Origin of the sequence: Streptomyces sp. 3330 (genome assembly GCF_031456635.1) — a bacterium.
Classification (GTDB): Bacteria; Actinomycetota; Actinomycetes; order Streptomycetales; family Streptomycetaceae; genus Streptomyces.
The window spans coordinates 1-24780 of sequence record NZ_JAVDVA010000015.1 but is presented as its reverse complement, the minus strand read 5'-3'; the positions used below and the strand labels follow the sequence as shown (position 1 = coordinate 24780).

The window sequence follows — 24780 nt, the reverse complement described above, 5'->3', positions numbered from 1 at the left end:
TCAACACGCGTAAAAAGGGCGGGACCCCGGATGGTGATCCGGGGTCCCGCCCTTTGAACGCTGCCGACGCCTAAGGCGTACTACAGGCCGTCAGTTGTCGTCCTCGTCGATGAGGAAGCCACGCATCGGCGAGGGAGCCTGACCCATCGGCGACGGGCCCTGCGGCCGCACCGGAGCCATCGGCTGGGTCATCGCCGGGGACATCTGCTGCTGCCCGCCGTAGGACGGAGCGGCCGGGCTGGGAGCGCCCATGCCCGGGTTGCCGCCGTAGGACGGGGCACCCGCGCCGGCCGGGGCCATGGAAGGCGCCGGGGACGGCGGCAGCGATGCCGTGGCCGGAGTGCGCGGCGGAGCGAGCGAGTCGTCGGCCTGGGTCTCCAGCTGACGCAGCTGGGACTCGAGGTAGGACTTCAGACGCGTGCGGTACTCGCGCTCGAAGCCGCGCAGGTCCTCGACCTTGCGCTCCAGCGTGGCGCGGGCGGACTCCAGGGAGCCCATCGCGACGCGGTGCTTCTCCTGCGCGTCCCGCTCCAGGGCGTCGGCCTTGGCACGGGCGTCCCGCTCCAGACCCTCGGCACGCGAACGCGCCTCACCCACGATCTTGTTGGCCTCGGAACGGGCCTCGGCGATCGCCTGGTCGGCGGTCTGCTGGGCCAGCGAGAGGACACGGGCGGCGCTGTCGCCACCGGGGCCCTGACCGGGGCCGCCCATCGGACCGCCCATGGGGCCGCCCATCGGGCCACCCATCTGCTGCTGCATCGGGTTCTGGCCGCCCATCGGGCCCTGGCCCATCGGACCCTGACCCATCGGGCCCTGGCCCATCGGACCCTGACCCATGGGGTTCTGGCCCATCGGACCCTGACCCATGGGGCCCTGGCCCTGCGGACCACCCTGGCCACCGCCGGGACCGGCGGGCAGCTGCGGCGCACCGCTCGGCAGCTGGGGCGGGCCACCCATGGGGCCACCCATCTGCTGCTGCGGCGGGCCCGATATGCCGGCGGGCACCGGAGCGCCCGGGCCTCGCATGCCCTGCTGCGGCATGCCCTGCGGAGGCATCCCCTGCTGGGGCATGCCCTGCTGCTGCATACCGCCCTGCTGCATGCCGCCCTGCTGGGGCATGCCACCCTGCTGCTGGTCCTGTTCGGGCGGCTTGCGCATGTTCTGCTGGTTCTGGGCAGCAGCGCGCGTGGCCGCGGCCAGTTTGGCCCGCAGGTCCTCGTTCTCACGAAGCAGGCGGGTCAGTTCGGCTTCGACCTCGTCGAGGAAGGCATCGACCTCGTCCTCGTCATAGCCTTCTCGGAGGCGGACGGTCGTGAACTGCTTGTTCCGCACGTCCTCGGGGGTCAACGGCATCTCTTCACCTCAACGTAGTCGTCGGCATCGGCAAGACGGTAGTTCACATCGCTCACAGCCGGCTCACGATCGAGATCAGGATGTAGACGATGATCATCAGTACGAAGAAGGACAGGTCGAGCGCCACGCCCCCGAGACGCAACGGCGGGATGACCCGCCGCAGAAGCTTGAGCGGTGGATCGGTGACAGTGTAGGTGGCCTCCAGAACGACCACCATCGCCTTGCCGGGCTGCCATGAGCGGGCGAACTGGAAGACGTAGTCCATGACCAACCGGAAGATGAGCACGATGAGGAAGACCATCAGCGCGATGTAGACGACATCCAGGACCACGCTCATGTTCGGTGCTTCCCTCTCCCCTGTTCCGTGCTTCTCTGTACTGCTGTTCCCGGCCTTGTGTCTCAGCTCTGGTTGAAGAACCCGCCCTCTGCGATGCGGGCCTTGTCCTCCGCCGTGACATCGACGTTAGCAGGCGACAACAGGAACACCTTCTGCGTCACCCGCTCGATGCTGCCGTGAAGACCAAACACCAAACCGGCCGCAAAGTCGACAAGTCGCTTCGCGTCTGTGTCATCCATCTCAGTCAGATTCATGATCACCGGGGTGCCCTCACGGAAGTGTTCCCCGATGGTACGGGCCTCGTTGTAGGTCCGGGGGTGAAGCGTGGTGATCCGGTACGGCTCTCGTTCCGACACGACCTTGGGCATGATCACCGGTGCGTTCTTCTCCAGGGACTGACGTTCTTGTGTGATGGATGCCACGGGCGCGATGCGCGCCGGACGCCCGGATTCCGCGCCTGGCGAAGCGGAACGAGCCACCGGCTCACGCTGCGCCGGTGGCTGCACGATTCGCACCTCTTCGTCCCTTTGGGACTGATGCGCACCATGTGACTGGTGGGACGGCTCGTGTCGCCGGTGGTCCCGCTCGGGCTCCGGGTCGAGCTCGGGTTCGAAGTCGTCGTCGGGGTCGAAGCCCCGGCCGTCGTACCCATCGTCCTCCACGAGGCCGAGGTAGACCGCCATCTTGCGCATCGCGCCGGCCATTCTCTGAGTCCTCCGCTCTGTGGTGGATCGACTTTCAACTGCCAAGTCCCGCGATCCACGTGGCCCTTGTGTCCGCCCTTCGGCGGTAATGACCATATTTTCTGCTGTGGTCCGACTTCCTGGCGACGTTACCCGAGCCTGGGGCGGACTCCGAGTACCGCAGTGCCGACGCGTACATGTGTCGCTCCGGCCGCCACGGCATCCTCGAGGTCCGCACTCATCCCTGCCGACACCATGTTCGCAGCCGGATGGGCTCGGCGCAGGTCAGTCGACAAATCCATCAACCGCCCGAAGGCCTCCCGTTGGCGTCCCGCGTACTCCCCGGTCAGGGGTGCGACGGTCATCAGTCCGTCAAGCCGCAGCCCCGGCGATCCGGCGACCAGAGCGGCCAACTCCTCGACCCCGCCCGGGGCCACCCCGCCCCGCTCGCCCCGCTCGCTCGCGCCGGCGTCGAGCGCGACCTGGAGCAGACAGCCCACCTCGCGCCCGGCCCGCACGGCCTCCTTCGACAGGGCCGTCACCAGCTTGGCCCGGTCGACGGACTGCACCACGTCCGCGTAACCGACCACGGATCGCACTTTGTTGGTCTGCAACTGGCCGACGAAGTGCCACCGCAGCGGCAGCCCGGCGCACTCGGCCGCCTTGGGCGCCGCGTCCTGGTCCTTGTTCTCGGCGACATGGCGCACGCCGAGTTCCGACAGGAGCCGGACGTCGCTCGCCGGGTAGGTCTTGGTGACCACGATCAGGGTCACCTCCTCCCGCGCGCGGCCCGCGGCCGCGCAGGCGGCGGCGATCCGGTCGTCCACCTTCGCCAGGTTCGCGGCGAGTTCGTGCTTACGGTCCGTCATGCCCTATCAGTCCAGCCAGACATATCCCGCGAGTCGCCCCGTGGAGCGGTCGCGCCGATACGAGAAGTGATCGTTCGACTCCCGTGTGCACACCGGCGACCGCTCCCGGTCGCGCACCCCGAGCCGGTCGAGCTGCGCGTGCACCCCGGCGACCACGTCGACCGCGGGAGTCCCCCAGCTGGTCTCGGCGCTCGCCGCCGGCTCGACGGCGGCCACCTCGGCGCGCATGTCCTCCGGCACTTCGTAGCACCGCCCGCACACGGCGGGTCCGGTGCGGGCGACGATCCGGGAGGGGTCGGCGCCGAGCGACCGCATGGCGTCGACCGCGGCGGGCACGATCCCCTTGACCATGCCGGGCCGCCCGGCGTGGGCGGCCGCGACCACCCCGGCGACGGGGTCGGCCAGCAGGACGGGCACGCAGTCCGCCGTCAGTACGGCGAGGGCGAGTCCACGGGTCGCGGTCACCAGACCGTCGACCGGCGGCGTGAGCCGGGTGGTCCACGGTCCCTCGACCTCGGCGACGTCGTTGCCGTGCACCTGGTTCATCCAGACCACCAGGCCGGGGTCCAGGCCCAGCGACTTGGCGGCCAGTTCACGATTGACGCGCACGGCGTCGGGGTCGTCGCCGACCGCTCCGCCGAGGTTGAGCTCCTCATGCGGAGCGGCGCTCACCCCGCCCCACCGGTCGGTGAAGGCAAAGTGCGCGCCGCTCGCGCTCTCGCGCTGTCCTATCACTTCAGGAAGTCCGGCACGTCCAGCTCCTCGGCCGCGCTGTCCGAGTAGGACCGCGACGGCGGCACCGGCGGCGAGACCGGAAGGTCGGCCACCGGCTCCGGCGCCGGCTGCGGGTCCTCCTTGGGGGTCACGCTGCCCAGCGAGCCGAAGGACGGCCGGCTCTCGGGCTGCTGCTGCCGTACCGGAGTGGGCTCCTCGCGGCGCGCCGAGGACGAGGACGAGCCCATGACGGTCTCCCGGCGGGCCGGGGGCTGTCCCCCGTCGAAGCCGGCCGCGATGACGGTGACCCGCACCTCGTCGCCCAGGGCGTCGTCGATGACGGCGCCGAAGATGATGTTGGCCTCGGGGTGCGCGGCCTCACTGACCAGCTGGGCGGCCTCGTTGATCTCGAACAGGCCGAGGTCGGAGCCGCCGGAGATGGAGAGCAGGACGCCCCGGGCGCCGTCGATGGAGGCCTCCAGGAGCGGCGAGGAGATCGCCATCTCGGCGGCGGCCACCGCGCGGTCGTCGCCCCGGGCCGAGCCGATGCCCATGAGAGCGGAACCGGCCTCGGACATGACCGACTTCACGTCGGCGAAGTCGAGGTTGATCAGACCGGGGGTGGTGATCAGGTCGGTGATGCCCTGGACACCGGAGAGCAGGACCTGGTCGGCCGACTTGAAGGCGTCGAGGACCGAGACCTGGCGGTCCGAGATGGACAGCAGCCGGTCGTTGGGGATGACGATGAGGGTGTCGACCTCTTCGCGGAGTTCCGCGATGCCGTCCTCGGCCTGGTTGGCGCGGCGCCGGCCCTCGAAGGTGAAGGGGCGGGTGACCACGCCGATGGTGAGGGCGCCGAGGTTGCGCGCGATGTTGGCCACGACGGGCGCGCCGCCGGTGCCGGTGCCGCCACCCTCGCCGGCCGTCACGAAGACCATGTCGGCCCCCTTGAGGACCTCCTCGATCTCCTCGCGGTGATCCTCGGCGGCCTTGCGGCCCACGGCCGGGTTGGCGCCGGCGCCGAGTCCGCGCGTGAGTTCACGGCCGACGTCGAGCTTGACGTCGGCGTCGCTCATCAACAGCGCCTGCGCGTCGGTGTTGATGGCGATGAACTCGACGCCCTTGAGACCGACCTCGATCATCCGGTTGATGGCATTGACACCACCGCCGCCGACACCGATGACTTTGATGACTGCGAGGTAGTTCTGCGGTGCTGCCACGTCGAAGGCCTCTCGCCTCGAGTTACGTGTCGTCGCCTCACAGGTGATGTGATCCGACGACTGATGCCGAATGGGCCGGTCCGTTTCGCCGACCCGAACCCTAACGCTGAAGTTTAGGGTTACCAGTGTGTCTGTTCCTTGGAGTCTTCTGAACAGGACACTAAGTCGACAAGTGGCGCCCGTTCAACGAACACGCCGAACCTCCCGTTTTTCTTTTCACCCTATGTGATCAGGCGTGTCACTGCCCAACCAGGGTGCTGGCCTGCGCGGATGTGCGTCAACTCCCCGCTGACGCAGGGGCGGTGGGAGCGCTGACATCGAAGTGCCGCGCGGCCGGGGCGGCTTTCATGAGAGCGGTGAGTGCACGGCCCTTCGCCGCGGCCTTCTCGGCGCTGCCCCAGTCGACCGTGCGGCCGCCGCTCAACTCCAGCGAGATGTCGTCGTAGGAACGGACCTTGACGACCCGGGTCGCCCGGGCGACGGCGGCGGGCAGGGAACCGGCGGCCTCGACCGCCTCCCGCACCAGCCGGTCCTCGCCGAAGCGGCGCAGGCTCGCGGCGGCCGAACGTGAGGAGGAAACGGCCATTTCCAACAGCGGAACGCCTCTCGGAGCCTCGGAAACCGTGGCGAAACGGACGCCTTCGTCGTCCACTTCCACGAACTTCGACCCCTTTCGCACAAGCAGGACCGGCGTACGCTCCGTCACTTTCAGGCCGATTCCATGGGGCCACGAACGCACCACGTCGACCGAGTGAATTCGGGGCAATTCCGTACGCAACCGATTCTCGATCGCGTCGATGTCCACCGAGACCAGCGGAGATCCGACCGGGACGGCGGCGGCGGCGCGCACCTGCTGCGGCGTCAGCACCTGCGTGCCGGACACGGAGACCCGCTCCACCCGCAGCCACTGCGAGCCGTACAGCACCCACCCGGCGCCTCCGCCGAGGAGCACGACGGCCAGCACGAGGATGATGATCATACGAAGTCGGCGGGGCCCCCACCACCGGACGAGGGGCGGGCCGGACGACTCCTGCTGGCGTGCACCGCGCTCGGCGGTGGCGGATCCGGCCACGCTCCCTGCCCTTTCGTCAAACGTGCCTAACGGTGTGCACGGGAGGCGGCGATCGCCTCGTACACCATGCCGACGAGCAGATCGTCGGCGTCCCGGCGGCCGAACTCGCTGGCGGCGCGGGACATCTCGTACAGCCGGTGCGGGTCGGCGAGGACGGGCAGGACGGTCTCCCGGACCCACTCGGGGGTCAGTTCCGCGTCGTCGACCAGCAGTCCGCCGCCCGCCTTGACCACCGGCTGGGCGTTCAGCCGCTGTTCGCCGTTGCCGATGGGCAGCGGGACATAGGCGGCCGGGAGCCCGACGGCGGAGAGTTCGGCGACGGTCATCGCGCCCGCGCGGCAGAGCATCATGTCGGCGGCGGCGTACGCGAGGTCCATCCGGTCCACGTACGGTACCGGGATGTAGGGGGGCATCCCCGGCATCTGCTGCACGTGCGGCAGTTCGTTCTTCGGGCCGACGGCGTGCAGGATCTGGATACCGGCCTGCTGGAGCCAGGGCGCGACCTGCTGGACGACCTCGTTGAGGCGGCGGGCGCCCTGCGAACCGCCGGACACCAGCAGGGTGGGCAGGTTGGGGTCGAGGCCGAACATGTGCCGGGCCTCGGGGCGCATGGCGGCGCGGTCCAGGGTGGCGATGGAGCGGCGCAGCGGGATGCCGATGTAGCGGGCGTCCCGCAGCTTGCTGTCGGGCGTGGAGACCGCGACCCGGGCCGCGTAGCGCGAACCGATCTTGTTGGCCAGCCCGGGGCGGGCGTTCGCCTCGTGGACCACGATCGGCACGCCGAGGCGCTTGGCGGCCAGGTAGCCGGGCAGGGCCACGTAACCCCCGAAGCCGACCACGGCGTCCGCCTTGGTGCGCTCAAGGATCTGCTCGGCGGCCTTGATCGTGCCGCGCAGCCGGCCCGGGACGGTGATCAGTTCGGGGGTGGGCTTGCGCGGCAGCGGCACGGCGGGGATCAGCGCGAGGTCGTAGCCCCGCTGCGGAACGAGCGTGGTCTCCAGGCCGCGCTCCGTGCCCAGTGCCGTGATCCCCACGGTGGGGTCCTGCCTGCGCAGGGCGTCCGCGAGGGCGAGCGCGGGCTCGATGTGGCCGGCGGTCCCCCCACCAGCGAGTACGACATGCACCGAAATTCACCGCTCTCCGGACGCGCGCGCCGCCGAGGCACGCCGTCGCATCGTGTTCCATCTCCGGGGGCTCCGGTCGAACGCGGAGCCCCCAGCCCCCCGCTTTCTACCAAAGCGGGGGTGCCGCATCGCAAGCGCCGCCCGCGCACCGGGCTCGTCGCGTGCGAATGCGATCAGCAGCCCGATGGCGAACATGGTCGGCAGCAGGGCGGAACCCCCGTAGGAGAACAGCGGGAGCGGGACGCCGGCGATCGGCAGCAGGCCGAGCACCGCACCGATGTTGATCACCGCCTGAGCGGTGATCCAGGTGGTCACGCCTCCCGCGGCATACCTCACGAAGGGGTCCTCCGTGCGTCCGGCCACGCGGATACCCGCATAGCCTAGAGCCGCGAACAGGGCGAGTACCGACAGCGTCCCCGCCAGACCCAGTTCCTCACCGGTGACGGCGAAGATGAAGTCGGTGTGGGCTTCGGGGAGTTGGCCCCATTTCTCCACACTCGCACCGAGTCCGGAGCCGAAGATCCCGCCGGAGGCCAGGGCGTAGATCCCGTGCACGGCCTGCCAGCAGGCGTCGCCGGGGCCCGGATCGGTCGCGCCGATGCACTGCAGCCGGGCCATCCGGTTCGGGCTGGTCTTGATAAGGATCACACCGAGGGTCGCGGCGATCGACAGCACCCCGACGAAGAGCCGTGTGGGCGCCCCCGCGAGCCAGAGCAGTCCGAACAGGATCGCGGTCAGGATGATCGCCGTGCCCATGTCGCCGCCGAGCATGATCAGCCCGAGCAGCATGAACGCGACCGGCACCAGCGGCACCAGCATGTGCTTCCACTGCGCGAGCAGTTTCCTGTCCTGTTTGCGGGCGAGCAGATCGGCGCCCCAGAGCACCAGCGCGAGCTTGCCGAACTCGCTGGGCTGGATCTGGAAGGAGCCGCCGAGCGAGATCCAGTTCTGGTTGCCGTTGACCGACATCCCTATCCCCGGCACCTGCACCAGCGCCATCATGAAGACGGCGCCCGCGAGGATCGGGTAGGCGAGCCCCCGGTGCAGTTTCACCGGCATCCGGGAGGCGACCAGCAGCAGCGCGGCCCCGATCGAGGCGGCCAGGAACTGTTTGCGGAAGAAGAACGATCCCGGCAGCGACATCTGGAGCGCGGTGATCTGCGAGGCCGAGTAGACCATCACGAGGCCCAGGACGGTGATCAGCAGGCTGCCGCCGAAGATCAGGTAGTACGCCGTCAGCGGGCGGTCCCAGGCCTTCCGCGCGCGCGTGTGGAGCCGTCGTACGGGATTGTCGCGCAGCGGGCGGGAGGCTGCCGCGGGTCTGCGGACGGTGCGCTGGACGGGCGGACGCCCGGTACGGCTACCGGGCATCCGCTGCTCCCTGGCGCGCGGCGCAGCCGCTTGACTCGGCTGCCGCGCCGTACGCCGGCCGTGACGTTCCCACGCGTCCCTCCCAAGGTCGCCCGGCAGGCGGCCGGGTCAGGTTCCGAGTTCGCCGACCGCCTGGGCGAACATGTCACCGCGCTGGTTGTAGTTGACGAACATGTCCATGGAGGCGCAGGCCGGGGCGAGGAGCACCGTGTCGCCCTCGACGGCGAGGCGCCGGGCCTCCCGGACAGCCGCGAGCATCGCCCCAGTGTCCGTCCGGTCGAGGTCGACGACGGGTACTTCCGGGGCGTGTCGCGCCAGGGCTTCACGGATCAGGGCGCGATCGGCGCCGATGAGCACCGCCGCGCGAAGCCGCTTCGCGGACTTGGCGACCAGTTCGTCGAAGGTGGCGCCCTTCGCCAGTCCGCCGGCGATCCAGACGATCGACTCGTAGGCCGCCAACGAGGCTTCCGCCGCATGCGTGTTGGTCGCCTTGGAGTCGTCGACGTAGGCGACGCCGTCCACGTCCGCCACGTGCGCGATGCGGTGGGCGTCCGGGGTGAAGGCCCGCAGGCCGTCCCGTACGGCCTTGGCGGGCACTCCGAAGGCGCGCGCGAGGGCCGCCGCGGCAAGGGCGTTGGCGATGTTGTGCGGGGCGGGCGGGCGGACGTCGGAGACCTCGGCGAGCTCCTGCGCGTTCTGCTGCCGGTTCTCGACGAAGGCGCGGTCGACCAGGATGCCGTCCACGACGCCGAGTTGGGACGGCGCGGGGGCGGCGAGGGTGAAGCCGATGGCCCGGCAGCCCTCCTCGACGTCCGCTTCCCGCACCAGGTCCTCGGTGGCCTTGTCGGCGACGTTGTAGACGCAGGCGACCTGATTGCCCTCGTAGACGCGGCCCTTGTCCTTGGCGTACGCCTCCATGGAGCCGTGCCAGTCGAGGTGGTCGGGGGCGAGGTTCAGGACGGCGGCCGAGTGGGCGCGCAGCGAGGGCGCCCAGTGCAGCTGGTAGCTGGAGAGTTCCACGGCGAGGACGTCGTACGGCTCCTCGCCGAGGACGGCGTCCAGCAGGGAGACGCCGATGTTGCCGACGGCCGCCGTGCGCAGGCCTGCCGCCTTCAGGATCGACGCCAGCATCTGGGTGGTGGTCGTCTTGCCGTTGGTGCCGGTGACGCACAGCCAGGGCGCGGCCTTCCGGCCGTCCAGTTCCCTGAGCCGCCAGGCGAGTTCGACGTCGCCCCAGACCGGCACCCCGGCCGCACGGGCCGCCGCGAACAGCGGCTTGTCGGGCTTCCAGCCGGGCGCGGTGACGATGAGTTCGGTGCCCTCGGGCAGGGTCGCCCCGTCACCGAGGCGCACGGTGACCCCCAGCGCCTCCATCTCGGCGGCCTGCTCACGCGCGCGTGCGTCGTCGCCGTCGTTGACGACAGTGACCTTCGCGCCGAGCCCGTGCAGCACCTTGGCCGCCGGGATGCCGGAGACGCCGAGCCCGGCGACGGTGACGTTCTTCCCCTGCCAGTCGGTCACTTGTCCGCTGCCCATCCCGCGTAGAAGATGCCCAGTCCGACGATCACACAGATGCCCTGGATGATCCAGAAACGGACCACGACCAGGACTTCGGACCAGCCCTTGAGTTCGAAGTGGTGCTGAAGCGGCGCCATCCGGAAGACCCGCTTGCCGGTGAGCTTGAAGGAGCCGACCTGGATGACCACCGACATCGTGATCAGCACGAACAGGCCGCCCAGGAGGGCGATCAGCAGCTCGGTGCGGGAGCAGATGGCGAGTCCCGCGAGCACACCGCCGAGCGCCAGCGAACCGGTGTCGCCCATGAAGATCTTGGCCGGCGAGGTGTTCCACCACAGGAAGCCGAGGCAGGCGCCCATCAGCGCGGACGCGATGACCGCGAGGTCCAGCGGATCGCGCACCTCGTAACAGGCGCTGGGGTTGGTCAGGGTCTCGCCGTTGGCGCAGGACTCCTGGAACTGCCAGACGCCGATGAACGTGTAGGCGCCGAAGACGAGGACGGAGGCGCCGGTGGCGAGACCGTCCAGACCGTCCGTCAGGTTCACGCCGTTGGACATCGCGAGGATCATGAACAGTGCCCAGACGACGAACAGCACCGGGCCGATCGTCCAGCCGAAGTCCGTGATGAACGACAGCTTCGTGGAGGCCGGGGTGTTGCCGCGCGAGTCGGAGAACTGCAGCGAGAGCACCGCGAAGGCGATACCGACGATCAGCTGGCCGGCCATCTTCGCCTTCGCCCGCAGACCCAGCGAACGCCGCTTGACGATCTTGATGTAGTCGTCGAGGAACCCGACCAGACCCATGCCCGTCATCAGGCCGAGCACCAGCAGACCCGAGTAGGTCGGGGGCTTGCCGGTGATCACCTTGGACAGGAAGTACGCGGCGATCGTCGCGAAGATGAAGGCGATGCCGCCCATGGTCGGCGTACCGCGCTTGCTGGCGTGCTCGCGCGGGCCGTCGTCGCGGATGTACTGGCCGTAGCCCTTGCGCGCCAGCAGCTTGATCAGCAGCGGCGTACCGACCAGCGTCAGGAAGAGGCCGATCACACCCGCGAACAGGATCTGATTCATCATCGGGCGGCGACCTCACCCTCGGTGCCGGTCGCGAGCAGCGCCTGCGCGACGCTCTCGAGGCCGACCGAACGGGACGCCTTCACGAGTACGACGTCCCCCGGGCGCAACTCGCTGCGCAACAGGTCGACCGCCGCCTGTGCGTCGGACACGTGCACCGACTCCTCACCCCACGAACCCTCGTTATATGCGCCCAGTTGCAGCCAGGCGGCTTCCCTGCCCCCGACCGCGACGAGCTTGCCGACATTGAGCCGGACGGCGAGCCGTCCGACCGCGTCGTGCTCGGCGAGCGCCTCGTCCCCGAGCTCGGCCATCTTGCCGAGCACCGCCCACGTCCGGCCCCCCTTGCCCATGGCCGCGAGCGCGCGCAGGGCGGCTCGCATGGACTCGGGGTTCGCGTTGTAGGCGTCGTTGACGATCGTCACGCCGTCCGGGCGCTCGGTGACCTCCATCCGCCAGCGGGAGAGGGAGCCCGCCTCGGAGAGCGCGGTGGCGATCTCTTCCGCGGACATGCCCAGCTCATGGGCGACGGCGGCCGCTGCGAGCGCGTTCGACACGTGGTGCTCACCGTACAGGCGCATGGTCACATCGCTGCACCCGGAGGGTGTGTGAAGGCTGAAGGAGGGCTGTCCGCTGTCCGTGAGTCGCACGTTCTCGGCCCGAACGTCCGCTTCGCCGGACTCTCCGAAAAAGACCGTCTTCGCCTTCGTACGGGAGGCCATGGCCCGGACCAAGGGGTCGTCGGCGTTGAGGATCGCGACGCCGCCCTCGGCGGCCGCCGGGAGACTCTCGACGAGCTCGCCCTTTGCCTGTGCGATCTGTTCACGGCCGCCGAACTCGCCGATGTGCGCGGAGCCGACGTTGAGGACGAGGCCGATCCGCGGGGGCGTCAGATCGGCGAGGTAGCGGATGTGGCCGATCCCGCGGGCGCCCATCTCGAGCACGAGGAACTTCGTCTCCTCGGTCGCGGACAGGGCGGTCAGGGGCAGCCCGATCTCGTTGTTGAGCGAGCCCGGCGTGAAGACGGTGGGCGCCTTGCGCCGCAGGACCTGCGCGATGAGGTCCTTGGTGCTGGTCTTGCCGGCCGAGCCGGTGAGCGCGACGAGGGTCGCGCCGAGCTTGCGTACGACGTGCCGGGCGAGGGCGCCCAGCGCCGCCTGGACGTCGTCCACGACGATCGCGGGGACGCCGACGGGGCGCGAGGCCAGTACGGCCGCCGCGCCCGCCTCGACGACCGCGGCCGCGTACTCGTGGCCGTCCACGCGTTCGCCGACGAAGGCGACGAAGAGGCTGCCGGGCACCACCTCGCGGGAGTCCCGGACGACCGGTCCGGTGACCTCCGCGGACGGATCCGGTATGTCGTGCGTCTGCCCGCCGACGACTGCTGCGATCTCGGCGAGGGAGAGGGCGATCACAAGTTCATCCCTGGGTCTGCTGGATAGCTTCGCGAAGCACCTGGCGGTCGTCGAACGGACGGACCACCCCGGCGATGTCCTGGCCCTGCTCATGGCCCTTGCCCGCGACCAGCACGGTGTCCCCGGCGTGCGCGCGGGCGACGACGGCGGCGATCGCGGCGGTCCGGTCCTCGAAGAGGAGGACGTCGCCGCGCTCGTGCGCGGGCACGGACGCCGCGCCCTGGAGCATCGTCGCGAGGATCGCGAGGGGGTCCTCGGAGCGGGGGTTGTCGGAGGTCAGTACGGCGGTGTCGGCCAGCCGGGCCACGGCGGCCCCCATCGGGACGCGCTTGGTGCGGTCCCGGTCGCCGCCGCAGCCGAGGACGACGTGCAGCCGGCCCTTGGTGACCTTGCGCAGCGCCTTCAGGACCGACTCGACGGCGTCCGTCTTGTGGGCGTAGTCGACGACGGCGAGGTAGGGCTGACCGGCGTCCACGCGCTCCAGCCGGCCCGGCACGCCCGGCACCGCGGCCACACCGTCGGCGGCGGTCCGCGGGTCGATGCCCGCGGCGGCGAGGGAGACGATCGCGGCGAGGGTGTTCGCCACGTTGAAGGAGCCCGGCAGCGGCGACCTGGCGGCGACCCGCACCCCGTCCGGGCCCACGGCGGTGAACGTCGAGTCCAGCGGGCCGATCTCGACGTCGACCGCGCGCCAGTCGGCGTCCGGGTGGCCCTCGGCGGAGAAGGTGACGACCGGCACCTCCGCCTCCCGGATCAGCCGGCGGCCGTACTCGTCGTCGAAGTTGACCACGCCGAGTTTGCTGCGTTCCCGGGTGAACAGCCGCGCCTTGGCCTGGAAGTAGTCCTCCATGCCGGAGTGGAACTCCATGTGCTCCGGGCTGAGGTTGTTGAAGACGGCGATGTCGAAGACGCAGCCGTCGACCCGTCCCAGGACCAGGGCGTGGCTGGAGACCTCCATGGCGACCGCCTCGACGCCGCGCTCGCGCATGACCGCGAACAGGGCCTGCAGGTCGGTGGCTTCGGGGGTGGTGCGCTCGGACTTGATCCGCTCGTCACCGATGCGCATCTCGACGGTGCCGATCAGGCCGGTGGACCTGACCGGCTTGAGGCCGCCCTCGATGAGGTACGCCGTGGTGGTCTTGCCCGAGGTGCCGGTGATGCCGATCTGGAGCAGGTCGCGGCCCGGGGCGCCGTAGATCGTGACGGCCAGTTCGCCCATCCGTCCGCGCGGGTCGTCGGCCACCAGGACCGGCAGGCCGGTCGCGGCGGCGCGCTCCGCGCCGGTGGGGTCGGTCAGGACGGCGACCGCGCCCAGGCCCGCGGCCTGGGTGACGAAGTCGGCGCCGTGCAGGCGGGCGCCCGGCAGGGCGGCGTACAGGTCGCCGGGACGGACCGCGCGCGAGTCATGGGTGATGCCCGTGACCTCGACGGCGGCGCCCCCCGGCTGCTCGACACCCAGCTGGTCGGCGAGCTCCGCGAGGGGTGTGGCGGAGACCTGGGCCGGCCGCGGCGGTCCCGGATAGGTCACGGAAGCGCCCTTCTGGGTGGTTTGGGACTGATCAGCGTGTGGCACGGCGGTGAGCGTACCGGGCGTACCCGCCTGCGGGCGAAGCGAGGGCGCGGACGCGGCGGCGGGCGGTGCGGGCTTCCCGGGGTCGGGAGTGATCATGGTCACGGGCTGGTTCCTGGCTTGTTCGGCGCTGAACAGTGACGGGGCGGGGGTCGGGGCGGGCGGTACGGGAGGTCAGGGGGTGAAGGCGACCGGGAGGCTCGCGGCCTTGGCGCCGGTCGGCCGGATCTGCAGGGTCTTCAGAGAGAACTCCATGACCTGCTTGAAGACGGGACCGCAGATCTGGCCGCCGAAGTAGCTGCCCTGGGTGGCGTTCTGGATGGCGCAGTACACGGTGACGCGGGGGTTGTCGGCGGGCGCGAACCCGGCGAACGACGAGGTGTAGCCCTTGTAGGTGCCGGTGGCCGGGTCGACCCGGTTGGCGGTGCCCGTCTTGCCGGCGACGCGGTAGCCGGGGATGCGCGCCTTGGCGCCCGTGCCCTCCTGGTCGTCCACGACCGACTCCAGCATCTGGGCGAGGGTCTTCGCCGTCTTCTGGCTGACGACCCGGGTCTTGGCGGGCGCCTCGGCGGGGGTGAAGCGGCCGTCCGGGCCCTTGGTGCCGCGGACCAGGGTGGGCTCGACCCGGACCCCTCCGTTGGCGATCGTCGAGTACACGGAGGCCGCCTGGAGCGCGTTGAGGGACATGCCCTGGCCGAAGGGGATCGTGTACTGCTGCGAGGTCGACCACTTGCCGGGCTGGGCCAGGATGCCCTTCGTCTCGCCGGGGAAGCCGAGTCCGGTGTGGCTGCCGATGCCGAACTTGCGCAGGTACGAGTAGAGCACCTGGTTGGCCTGCGCCTGCGTCTTGCCGAGCTGGCCGGTGGCCAGGATGGTGCCGATGTTGCTGGACTTGGCGAGCACGCCGTTGAGCGTGAGGTACCAGGTGGGGTGGTCGATGTCGTCCTGGAAGAGCCGGTCGCCGCGGTGCAGCCGGTTGGGCACGGTGACGTGCGTCAGCGGCGTGGCGGCGTTCTCCTCCAGCACGGCGGCCATCGACATGACCTTGGCCGTGGAGCCGGGCTCGTAGGCGTCCTGCACGGAGGCGTTGCCCATGGCCGCGGAGTCGGCCTGCGAGAGGTCGTTGGGGTCGAAGCCGGGCGAGTTGGCCATGGCGAGGATCTCACCGGTGCGGTTGTCCTGGACGATGACGTAACCGCGGTCCGCCCGGGACTCCTTCACCTGCTCGGTGATGGCGTTCTGCGCGGCCCACTGGATGTCGCGGTCGATGGTCAGCTCGACGTCGGAGCCGGGCACCGCGGGGGTCTCGGTGGAGCCCACGGTGGGCACCTGGCGGCCGCCGGACTGGGCGTAGCGGATCTTGCCGTCCTTGCCGGTCAGGGTCGCGTTCAGCTGCTGCTCGACACCGCCGCCGCCGTTGCCGTCGGCGTTGACCCAGCCCAGTATCCCGGCGGCGAGGTTGCCGTTGGGGTACACGCGCTTGCTGCTGGGAACGGAGAAGACGCCGGCGAGGACGTTGACGGTGGTGCTGTCCGTCTCCGCCTTGGTGGACAGCGCCGACCTCAGGTCCTTGATCTGCTTCCAGACCTGCGGGGTCTGCCGGCCCGCCAGCTTGACGTAGCGCAGGCCCGCGTCCTTCGGCCGCAGCTTCTTGACGAGCGCGGACTGCTCCTGGCCGAGGATCGGCGCGAGGAGGGCGGCCGCCTGCTCGGGGGCGTCGCCGACCTTCAGCTGCGCGCGCGTGAACATCGTGGGGTCGGCCGTGATGTCGTAGGCGTCCACGCTGGTCGCGAAGGCCACGCCGGTGCGGTCGGTGATCTCGCCGCGCTCGGCGGCCAGCACCTGGCCGACGTACCGGTTCTGCTCCGCCTTGGCGGCATAGGCGCTCGCGTCGACGGCCTGCACCTGGAGCAGCCGGACGACGAAGGCGATCAGCACCAGGGCCAGCGCGAGGCCGACCATCCGCAGGCGCGGGCGGGGGCTGCCGAGCCGGATGGAGCGCTGGGCCGGGGGGCGTGGCGCGGCTGCGGCCGGGCGACGGGCGGGACGGGCGCCGGGGCCCGGGCGCCGCTGGGCGGCCCCGGGGCGGGAGGGCCGGGCGGGGCCGGGCACGCGCCGGCGCGGCGGTTCCCTGTCGGACACTTCCGTCACCTGCCGGGATTCTCGGGGATGGCTTCGGTCGGGGCGGCGCTCGGGGCCGGAGGGCCGGTCGGCTCGGCCGGCTCGGAAAGGGGGCTCGGCGGGGGCGTCCCGGGGGACGGCGGCGCCTCGTCCGTCCGGGAGAGCGGGATGGCCTCCGGCGGCTGCACGGCGGCGGGGGCCTCCTCCAGGGACTGCTGGGCGGCGGCCGAGGGGACGCCCTTCACGGTGCCGTCGGGGTTCAGGAAGGCCGGGTCTCCGCCGGGGACCATGCCGAGTTCACGCGCGCGGCGCTGGAGGGCGTCGGGGGCGGAGTACGAGTCGATGTCCCGCTGGAGCCCTTGCTCCTCGTCGGTGAGGCTCTTGGTGTCCTTCTGGAGGTCGTCCATCTTGAACGAGCCCTCGCTGAGCGCGGAGTTCAGCACGAGCAGTCCGATGAGCCCGCCGCCCAGGAGGAGGACGACAAGAAGGACGAACGGGGTCCGGGCGGCCTGCCGCGGGCCGGCCGGGAAAAGCCGCGCGAGCCGGGCGGCCCTCCCCTTCAGTTCGGGTTTCCTACTCACTCGGCCTCCCCCGGGTCGGAATTCCGAACCCTCGGCTCACGCCCGTCATTCGATGGACTCCCTGATCCGCTCGGCCCCGCGCAGGCGCGCCGGGGCGGCACGCCGGTTCTCGGCGATCTCTTCCTCGGTGGGAAGTTCGGCACCGCGGGTGAGCAGCTTGAGCCTCGGCTGGTAGCGCTCGGGGACGACCGGCAGCCCCGGCGGCGCGGTGTTGGCGGCGCCGGCCGCGAACACCTGCTTCACCAGCCGGTCTTCGAGCGAGTGGTACGACAGGACGGCGATGCGCCCGCCCACGTCGATCGCCTCCACGGCGGCCGGGATCGCCCGCTCCAGGACGGAGAGTTCGCCGTTGACCTCGATGCGCAGCGCCTGGAAGGTGCGCTTGGCCGGGTTGCCGCCGGTGCGCTTGGCGGCCTGGGGAAGGGCGTTGCGGATCAGCTCGACGAGCCGCGCGCTGTTGGTGAACGGCTCCTTCTCGCGCTCGCGCACCACCGCGGAGACGATCCGCTTGGCCTGCTTCTCCTCGCCGTACGCCCGCAGGATCCGCACCAGTTCACCGGGCGGGTACGTGTTCAGGACCTCGGCGGCGCTGACTCCGGTCGTCTGGTCCATCCGCATGTCGAGCGGGGCGTCCTGCGCGTAGGCGAAGCCGCGGTCGGCCTCGTCGAGCTGCATGGAGGAGACGCCGAGGTCGAACAGGACGCCCTGCACGCGCGCGATGCCGAGCCGGTCCAGGACTTCGGGCAGCTCGTCGTAGACGGCGTGGACGAGGGTGGCGCGGTCGCCGAACGGGGCGAGGCGCTCGCCGGACAGGCGCAGCGCCTCCTTGTCGCGGTCCAGGGCGACGAGCCGGGCCTCGGGGAACTGCGTCAGCAGCGCCTCGCTGTGGCCGCCGAGGCCGAGCGTGCAGTCGACCACCACCGAGCCGGGCCGCTGGAGGGCGGGGGCCAACAGGTCCAGGCACCGCTGGAGCATCACCGGGACGTGTCGACTGTGACTCAAGGGGCCCTCTCAGATCCGGCGGGTGTACGCATCGCCGGGTCCCCGCCCCCTGAGGAAGGGAAGGCCTGCCGGCGCCGCGGGGAGATCTCCGGCGGCCGGGCCGGGGTCTCACGGGGTTCAGTCCAGCAGGGAGATCGTCGCCTCCCGCTTCGCGTCACTTTAGTCCACGGTGTCTCGCGGTCAATCAACCGGCCTGCGCGGCGCGGCCGAGGGGAGGCCCGCTCCCCGTCTCCTCTGTGGCTTACCTCACAAAGAGCACGTGATGACACTCTTTTTCCGTTCTCACAGCAGGCCCGGAACGCGCGTGACCAGTACCGTCATCGGTATGACGACTTCTGCATCGGTTCCCGCTCGGCCCGAAGGCGCCATAACGGACGGCACCGTCACCGACCGCCTCGTCGAGGCGAACGAACGGTACGCGGCGGCCTTCTCCGACCCCGGCATGGACGCCCGCCCCGTCCTGCACGTCGCGGTCGTGGCCTGCATGGACGCCCGCCTCGACCTGCACGCGGCGCTCGGCCTCGAGCTCGGCGACTGCCACACGATCCGCAACGCCGGCGGCGTGGTCACCGACGACGTGATCCGCTCGCTCACGATCAGCCAGCGCAAGCTGGGCACGCGCAGCGTCGTGCTCATCCATCACACCGGCTGCGGCCTCGAGGCGATCACCGAGGACTTCCGCACCGAGCTGGAGATGGAGGTCGGCCAGCGTCCGGCCTGGGCCGTGGAGGCCTTCCGTGACGTCGACCAGGACGTGCGGCAGTCGATGCAGCGGGTGCGCACCTCACCGTTCCTGCTGCACACCGACGACGTGCGCGGTTTCGTGTTCGACGTGAAGACGGGCCTGCTGCGCGAGGTCGACCCCGGATAGCCGCTCCCTCCACCCTGTGCGACCGTTCACGGATGCCGTCGTTCGCTGTCGTTTCGCTGTTGATTTCCCTACCGCGGACGCCCAAATAGTCATAACACCGACATATCGCGGACAGTTGTCCACAGGCGAGTGACACGAATCGGTAACGGCAGCAAGAATGCGGGTGTGACGTCACGCTGAGCAGTTCGTGCACGGCGTCCGTGATTCGGGGTGGGCCGGTTTGCCGCACAGAGCGTCGGCCCGGAGAAAGTTTGGGCCGAGGAGGGCCGGGTGACGACCTATGACGAGCGAGCGAGCCTCACAGATCTGACCGCCACTGCGGAGCGTGTCCGCAGTTCGGTGGAGGGAGTGATCGAGGGCAAGCCCGAGGTCGTACGGCTTTCGCTGACCGTGCTCCTCGCCGAGGGGCATCTGCTGATCGAGGACGTGCCGGGCGTCGGCAAGACGATGCTCGCCAAGGCGCTGGCGAAGTCCATCGACTGCTCGGTGCGCCGTATCCAGTTCACGCCCGACCTGCTGCCCTCGGACATCACCGGGGTGTCCATCTGGGACCAGCAGCGCCGGGAATTCGAGTTCAAGCCGGGCGCGATCTTCTCGCAGATCGTGATCGGCGACGAGATCAACCGCGCCTCGCCCAAGACGCAGTCGGCGCTCCTGGAGTCACTGGAGGAGCGCCAGGTCACCATCGACGGGACGACGTACGAGCTACCCAGCCCGTTCATGGTGGTGGCCACGCAGAACCCGGTCGAGATGGAGGGCACCTACCCGCTGCCCGAGGCCCAGCGCGACCGTTTCATGGCCCGGGTCTCCATCGGCTACCCGAGCCCGGAGGCCGAGCTCCAGATGCTCGACGTCCACGGCGGGGTCAGCCCGCTGGACGACCTCCAGCCGGTGGCGCACGCCCACGAGATCGTGAAGCTGATCGACGCCGTCCGCGGTGTCCACGTCGCCGACTCGGTCCGCCGCTACGCGGTCGACCTGGTCTCCGCCACCCGGACCCACCCGGACCTCCGACTCGGCGCCTCCCCGCGCGCGACGCTGCACCTGGTGCGCGCGGCCAAGGCGACCGCAGCCCTCAGCGGCCGCGACTACGCGCTCCCGGACGACGTGCAGAACCTCGCCGTGGCCGTCCTGGCCCACCGGCTGCTGCCCACCGCGCAGGCGCAGCTGAACCGCCGCACGGCGGAGCAGGTGGTCGAGGAGATCATCCAGCACACCTCGGTGCCCGCGACCCCCCAGCAGCACGGGTACGGCCTGGGCCACGGCACACAGACGTACGGCCAGCAGTCGCGGAGGCTGTGATGACCGCCGGGGGGACCGGACAGCCGTTCACCGGCCACGGGGAGAAGGGCGAGAAGGGCGGCGTGCGCACCGCCCTGGCCGGTCTGACCACCCGCGGCCGCTCCTTCCTGGCCGCCGGCGTCGCCGCCGCCGTCTGCGCCTATGTGCTCGGACAGCCCGACCTGCTGCGGGTCGGGCTGCTGCTGGCCGCGCTGCCGCTGATCTGCGCGGCCGTGGTCTACCGCACCCGCTACCGGGTCGCCGGCAGCCGTCGGCTCTCCCCCGCACGGGTGCCCGCCGGCAGCGAGGCCCGGGTCCACCTGCGGATGGACAACGTCTCGCGGCTGCCGACCGGCCTGCTGATGCTCCAGGACCGGGTGCCGTACGTGCTCGGCCCGCGCCCCCGCTTCGTCCTGGACCGGGTCGAGGCGGGCGGCCGCCGCGAGGTGTCCTACCGGGTCCGCTCCGACCTGCGCGGCCGCTACCCGCTGGGCCCGCTCCAGCTGCGCCTGAGCGACCCCTTCGGCATGTGCGAACTCACCAGGGCCTTCTCCACCTACGACACGCTGACGGTCATCCCGCGCGTCGAGTCGCTGCCCCCGGTCCGCCTGAGCGGCGAGGCCAAGGGGTACGGCGACGGGCGCCAGCGCGCGCTGGCGCTGGCCGGCGAGGACGACGTGATCCCGCGCGGCTACCGCTACGGCGACGACCTGCGCCGCGTGCACTGGCGCCTGACCGCCCGCTACGGCGAGCTGATGGTGCGCCGCGAGGAGCAGCCGCAACGCTCCCGCTGCACGGTGCTGCTGGACACCCGGGGCCTCTCCTACCAGGGCGCGGGCCCGGACTCGGCCTTCGAATGGGCGGTCTCGGGCGCCGCCTCCGTGCTGGTGCACATGCTGGAGCGCGGCTTCTCGGTGCGGCTGCTGACGGACACGGGCAACTCGGTGCCCGGCGAGGGCTCCGACGGGTTCGCCGGCGCGAGCCAGGAGTCGGCGGACGCGGCCGGGCTGATGATGGACACCCTGGCGGTGGTCGACCACTCCGACGGCACGGGGCTGTCCCGGGCGTACGACGTGCTGCGCGGCGGCAACGAGGGACTGCTGGTGGCCTTCCTCGGCGATCTCGACGAGGAGCAGGCGGCGGTGGCCGCGAAGATGCGCCAGCGCAGCGGAGGCGCGGTCGCCTTCCTGATGGACGGCGACAGCTGGGGGCGTGAACCGAACGGCGCACCCCATCCGATGAACAGGCAGGAGGAGCGGCTGCGGATGCTGCGCGAGGCGGGCTGGACGGCCCTGAGCGTGCCGCGGGGCGCTTCGCTGAACGAGCTGTGGCGCCAGGCGGACCGCGAGCGGGCGGGCGTGCTGACGGCCGGCGGGACGAACGGCGGGGAGGGATGGTCATGAGCGGGCGGGCCCGACTGACGCTGTGCTCGGCGGCGGCGACGCTGATGGCCTCCTGCGCCCTGCTGCCCCTCGTCACCCCGGCGACCTGGCTCCTCCAGGCGGCGTTCCTGCTGGCGGTCCAGTCCGGGGTGGGCGCGGCGACCCGGCGGGTGCCGCTGGCCCGGCCGCTGACCGTGGCCGCCCAGACCCTGGTCACGCTGATGCTGCTGACCCTGCTCTTCGCCCGGCAATACGCCCTCGCCGGTCTGGTCCCCGGCCCGGAGGCCTTCCGCCACTTCGGCGACCTGCTCCAGGCGGGCACCGACGACGTGGGGCGGTACGCGATCCCGGCCCCGCTGTCCGACGGCATCCGGCTGATGGTGATCGGCGGGGTGCTGGTGATCGGTCTGGCGGTGGACACCCTCGCGGTGACCTACCGCAACGCGGCCCCGGCCGGCCTGCCGCTGCTGGCGTTGTACTCGGTCGCCGCGGGTCTGTCCGACGGGGTGACCGACTGGCTGTGGTTCCTGGTCGCCGCGGCCGGATATCTGATGCTGCTGCTCGCCGAGGGCCGGGAACGGCTCTCGCAGTGGGGCCGGGTCTTCGGCGGGACCCCGCGGGCTCCGGGCGGCGCGCCCGGCCCCGTGGCTCCGGTGCGCACCGGCCGGCGCATCGGGATGGCCGCGCTGGGCGTCGCCCTGGTGGTGCCGCTGCTGCCGCTGCCGGCCGTCCAGGGCGGTCTGCTGGACGGGGCGGGCACCGGAGTCGGCGCGGGCAACGGCAGCGGGGGCACGATCTCCGCGGTCAACCCGCTGGTGTCGCTGCGCGACAGCCTGAACGTGGACGAGGACCGCACGGTCCTGACCCTGCGCACCACCACCAGCAACATCTCGGACCTGTACCTGCGGATCGTGTCGCTGGACGACTTCGACGGCACGACGTGGAAACCGGCGAAGCGTCACATCATCGCCGTGCCGGACGAGTTCCCCACGCCCACCGGGCTGGGCCAGGACGTCAAGCGCACGGAGGTCACGACCCGGATCGCGGCGGCCGCCAGTTACGGCCAGGACTGGCTGCCGATGCCGTACCCGCCCAGCAGCGTGCAGATCAAGGGCAACTGGCGGTACGAGCCGGTCGGCATGACCCTGGTCGGCGACCACGGCCAGAAGACCAGCGGCAAGACGTACCAGGTGACGAGCCTCGACGTGCAGCCGACGGCGGAGCAGCTGGCCTCGGCGCCCGAGGCGCCCGGCTCGGTGAAGAGCACCTACACCAAGGTCCCGGACTCCCTCCCCGCGGTGGTGGCGCAGCAGGCCAGGGCGATCACCCAGGGCGCCGCGGGCGACTACGAGAAGGCGGTCGCGCTCCAGGACTACTTCGCGGTGACGGGCGGCTTCGAGTACGACACCGAGGTCGAGGTCGGCAACGGCCCCACCGCGATCGCCCGCTTCCTGAAGGACAAGCAGGGCTTCTGCGTCCACTTCTCGTTCGCGATGGCCGCGATGGCCCGCACGCTGGGCATACCGGCCCGGGTGGCGGTGGGCTTCGCGCCCGGTTCCCCGCAGGCGGACGGGTCGCTGTCGGTCGGTCTGAAGGACGCGCACGCCTGGCCGGAGCTGTACTTCGAGGGCGTCGGCTGGACCCGTTTCGAGCCGACCCCGACCCGGGGCTCGACACCCACGTACACGCTGCCGGACAGTTCGGGCGAGGCGGTTCCCGACCTGCCGCAGGCCTCCCGCTCGGCGGACGCGGTGCCCTCGACCGAGCCCTCGGCGAGCACGAGCTGCTCGGCCCAGGACAAGAAGCTCGAGGGCTGCGCCGCCGCGCTGCCGCTGGATCCGACCGAGCAGGACGGCGGCGGCACCCCCTGGTACGGGATCGCCGGATGGACACTGCTGGGCGCGGCCGCGCTCGCCCTCCCGCTGCTGCCGATGCTCTGGCGGCTGAGACGGCGTGCGGTGCGGCTGGCGTCCGCCCAGCACTCCGCGGCCTCGGCGGCCGGGGCGCCCCCGGGCCGGCGCAAGGACGGCGGGGACGGCCGGCAGCCGGGCGACACCGGTCCCGGGGTGCTGCTGGACGTGCCGCCGCAGGAGGCCGGTGAGGCGGCCGCCGAGCACGTGCTGGCGGTCTGGCGCGAGCTCACCGACACGGCCTGGGACTACGGCATCGAGCCGGACGACGCGCTGACCCCACGGCGGGCGGCCGCGCGGATCGTCCGGATCGGGGAGCTGGACGAGACGGTGGGCCGTTCGGTGCACCGGGTCGCGGGCGCCGTGGAGCAGGTGCTGTTCGCTCCGGAGCCGAGAGCGGAGGCGGGCCTGGCCGACGAGGTGCGCAAGGTGCGGGGGGCCCTGCGCGAGCGGGTCGGCTGGACCACGCGGGTACGTGCCGTCGTGGCGCCGCGTTCCGCCATCCGTGCGATCTGGGACCTCAACGACCGCTGGACGGCCCTCAAGGCGTCCTGGTCGGCCCGTCTGGCGACTCTCGTGCGCCGCCCGTCCGGTCGGCAGGGCGAGCAGCCGAGCGCCTGAGGAAGGGCCGGGCCGGCCTCCCGACGGAGGGCCGGGCTCGGCCCGCACCACGCCCGCGCCCGGCCCGCACCACGCCCGCGCACGGCCCGGGCAATGCCTGAGCCCGGCACGAGTCACGCCTGAGCCCTGTTCGAGCAGGAGCGGCCCCGGGCCGAGCAGCAGCGGGCCCGGGCCGAGCAGGAGCAGGAGCGGGCCTAACAGGAGCAGGAGCATGAGCGGCTCCGGGCCGAGCAGCAGCGGGCCCGGGGCCGGGCAGGACATCACACGGGTGCCGGACTCCGGCCGGGCAGCGCCCACGGCGAAGCCCGGCCGCCCGTCCCGGGCCTGACCGGGCCTAACCGGGCCCGGGCCGAATCGGGGCCGGGCCGCATCGGGGCCGGGCCGCATCGGGGCCGGGCCATGCGGAGCCGAAACCGGCCCGGGAGCGCGCGCAGGCCCGGCATGGGCGGCGCAGGTGGTCACAGGGCTCTGCAGGGGCCTGGGACGCGGGTCGCGGTGACCGCGAAGCCCCGGTGGTAGCGGGGAAGCGGCAGGGCACGGGCAAATGTCGAGGGGGGGGCCCCCCCGCCCGGGGGGGGCCCCCCCCCCCCCCACCCCCGGCGGGGGGGTGGTGGGGGGGCAGATGCCCCCCAGCGCGGAACCGCGGCGCCGCCCGCGCAGCTCGAACCCGTCCAACAAGGGGGGGGTCTTCCCGG

Annotated in this window: 20 protein-coding genes; 4 read left to right on the top strand and 16 right to left on the bottom strand. The window is 71.5% G+C overall.

Translation table 11 applies throughout. The features are described 5' to 3' along the window. Positions 1-90: 90 nt before the first annotated feature. From J2X68_RS24130 to rsmH, 16 genes are all read right to left on the bottom strand, one after another. Positions 91-1353 carry a DivIVA domain-containing protein gene (locus J2X68_RS24130; protein ID WP_310434649.1) on the bottom strand — a complete coding sequence of 421 codons (1263 nt, stop codon included), beginning with the start codon at positions 1351-1353 and terminating at the stop codon, positions 91-93. Positions 1354-1405: 52 nt separating this feature from the next. Continuing rightward, positions 1406-1690, bottom strand: a complete 285-nt coding sequence (locus tag J2X68_RS24125; RefSeq protein ID WP_020129925.1) for a YggT family protein — start codon at positions 1688-1690, stop codon at positions 1406-1408. A gap of 62 nt (positions 1691-1752) precedes the next feature. Beyond that, positions 1753-2394, bottom strand: coding sequence for a cell division protein SepF (gene sepF / locus J2X68_RS24120; protein WP_310434648.1), 642 nt, complete (start codon positions 2392-2394; stop codon positions 1753-1755). Between the two features lie 128 nt (positions 2395-2522). Continuing rightward, complete coding sequence (locus tag J2X68_RS24115) at positions 2523-3242, bottom strand: YggS family pyridoxal phosphate-dependent enzyme (RefSeq protein ID WP_310434647.1); 720 nt, start codon at positions 3240-3242, stop codon at positions 2523-2525. 6 nt (positions 3243-3248) lie between these two features. Then, the gene (gene pgeF, locus J2X68_RS24110) at positions 3249-3977 is read right to left on the bottom strand and encodes a peptidoglycan editing factor PgeF (protein WP_310434646.1); all 729 of its coding nucleotides are present in this window, start codon (positions 3975-3977) and stop codon (positions 3249-3251) included. After that, complete coding sequence (gene ftsZ, locus J2X68_RS24105; protein ID WP_057599545.1) at positions 3974-5176, bottom strand: cell division protein FtsZ; 1203 nt, start codon at positions 5174-5176, stop codon at positions 3974-3976. Before ftsZ ends, pgeF begins: the two co-directional genes overlap by 4 nt. A gap of 277 nt (positions 5177-5453) precedes the next feature. After that, positions 5454-6248 (bottom strand): FtsQ-type POTRA domain-containing protein, encoded by a 795-nt coding sequence (locus tag J2X68_RS24100; RefSeq protein WP_310434645.1) that lies wholly within the window; start codon positions 6246-6248, stop codon positions 5454-5456. Positions 6249-6274: 26 nt separating this feature from the next. After that, complete coding sequence (gene murG, locus J2X68_RS24095) at positions 6275-7372, bottom strand: undecaprenyldiphospho-muramoylpentapeptide beta-N-acetylglucosaminyltransferase (RefSeq protein WP_310434644.1); 1098 nt, start codon at positions 7370-7372, stop codon at positions 6275-6277. A gap of 6 nt (positions 7373-7378) precedes the next feature. Further along, the gene (gene ftsW, locus J2X68_RS24090) at positions 7379-8743 is read right to left on the bottom strand and encodes a putative lipid II flippase FtsW (RefSeq protein ID WP_310434643.1); all 1365 of its coding nucleotides are present in this window, start codon (positions 8741-8743) and stop codon (positions 7379-7381) included. 108 nt (positions 8744-8851) lie between these two features. After that, a complete protein-coding gene (gene murD / locus J2X68_RS24085) occupies positions 8852-10279 on the bottom strand; it encodes a UDP-N-acetylmuramoyl-L-alanine--D-glutamate ligase (RefSeq protein ID WP_310434642.1) in 1428 nt (475 codons plus the stop codon). Continuing rightward, positions 10261-11334 (bottom strand): phospho-N-acetylmuramoyl-pentapeptide-transferase, encoded by a 1074-nt coding sequence (mraY, locus tag J2X68_RS24080; RefSeq protein WP_020129934.1) that lies wholly within the window; start codon positions 11332-11334, stop codon positions 10261-10263. The genes murD and mraY overlap by 19 nt, the downstream gene beginning before the upstream one ends. Then, positions 11331-12746 carry a UDP-N-acetylmuramoyl-tripeptide--D-alanyl-D-alanine ligase gene (gene murF / locus J2X68_RS24075; protein WP_310434641.1) on the bottom strand — a complete coding sequence of 472 codons (1416 nt, stop codon included), beginning with the start codon at positions 12744-12746 and terminating at the stop codon, positions 11331-11333. Before murF ends, mraY begins: the two co-directional genes overlap by 4 nt. Positions 12747-12750: 4 nt before the next feature. Then, positions 12751-14421 carry a UDP-N-acetylmuramoyl-L-alanyl-D-glutamate--2,6-diaminopimelate ligase gene (locus tag J2X68_RS24070; protein ID WP_399040684.1) on the bottom strand — a complete coding sequence of 557 codons (1671 nt, stop codon included), beginning with the start codon at positions 14419-14421 and terminating at the stop codon, positions 12751-12753. A 69-nt stretch (positions 14422-14490) separates the two neighbouring features. Further along, positions 14491-16458: a penicillin-binding protein 2 gene (locus J2X68_RS24065; RefSeq protein ID WP_310434640.1), complete on the bottom strand. Its 1968-nt coding sequence runs from the start codon at positions 16456-16458 to the stop codon at positions 14491-14493. Between the two features lie 5 nt (positions 16459-16463). Continuing rightward, positions 16464-17018 carry a septum formation initiator family protein gene (locus J2X68_RS24060; RefSeq protein WP_310434639.1) on the bottom strand — a complete coding sequence of 185 codons (555 nt, stop codon included), beginning with the start codon at positions 17016-17018 and terminating at the stop codon, positions 16464-16466. 45 nt (positions 17019-17063) lie between these two features. After that, the gene (gene rsmH, locus J2X68_RS24055; RefSeq protein WP_310434638.1) at positions 17064-18020 is read right to left on the bottom strand and encodes a 16S rRNA (cytosine(1402)-N(4))-methyltransferase RsmH; all 957 of its coding nucleotides are present in this window, start codon (positions 18018-18020) and stop codon (positions 17064-17066) included. A gap of 262 nt (positions 18021-18282) precedes the next feature. Between rsmH and J2X68_RS24050 the strand changes: the two genes are divergently transcribed. The 4 genes from J2X68_RS24050 (at position 18283) to J2X68_RS24035 (ending at position 24085) form a co-directional block, all read left to right on the top strand. Continuing rightward, the gene (locus tag J2X68_RS24050; protein ID WP_399040681.1) at positions 18283-18891 is read left to right on the top strand and encodes a beta-class carbonic anhydrase; all 609 of its coding nucleotides are present in this window, start codon (positions 18283-18285) and stop codon (positions 18889-18891) included. Between the two features lie 270 nt (positions 18892-19161). Further along, complete coding sequence (locus J2X68_RS24045) at positions 19162-20193, top strand: MoxR family ATPase (protein WP_310434636.1); 1032 nt, start codon at positions 19162-19164, stop codon at positions 20191-20193. Continuing rightward, a complete protein-coding gene (locus J2X68_RS24040; protein ID WP_310434635.1) occupies positions 20193-21575 on the top strand; it encodes a DUF58 domain-containing protein in 1383 nt (460 codons plus the stop codon). Before J2X68_RS24045 ends, J2X68_RS24040 begins: the two co-directional genes overlap by 1 nt. Then, positions 21572-24085, top strand: a complete 2514-nt coding sequence (locus J2X68_RS24035; protein ID WP_310434634.1) for a DUF3488 and transglutaminase-like domain-containing protein — start codon at positions 21572-21574, stop codon at positions 24083-24085. Before J2X68_RS24040 ends, J2X68_RS24035 begins: the two co-directional genes overlap by 4 nt. The last annotated feature ends 695 nt before the right edge of the window (positions 24086-24780 follow it).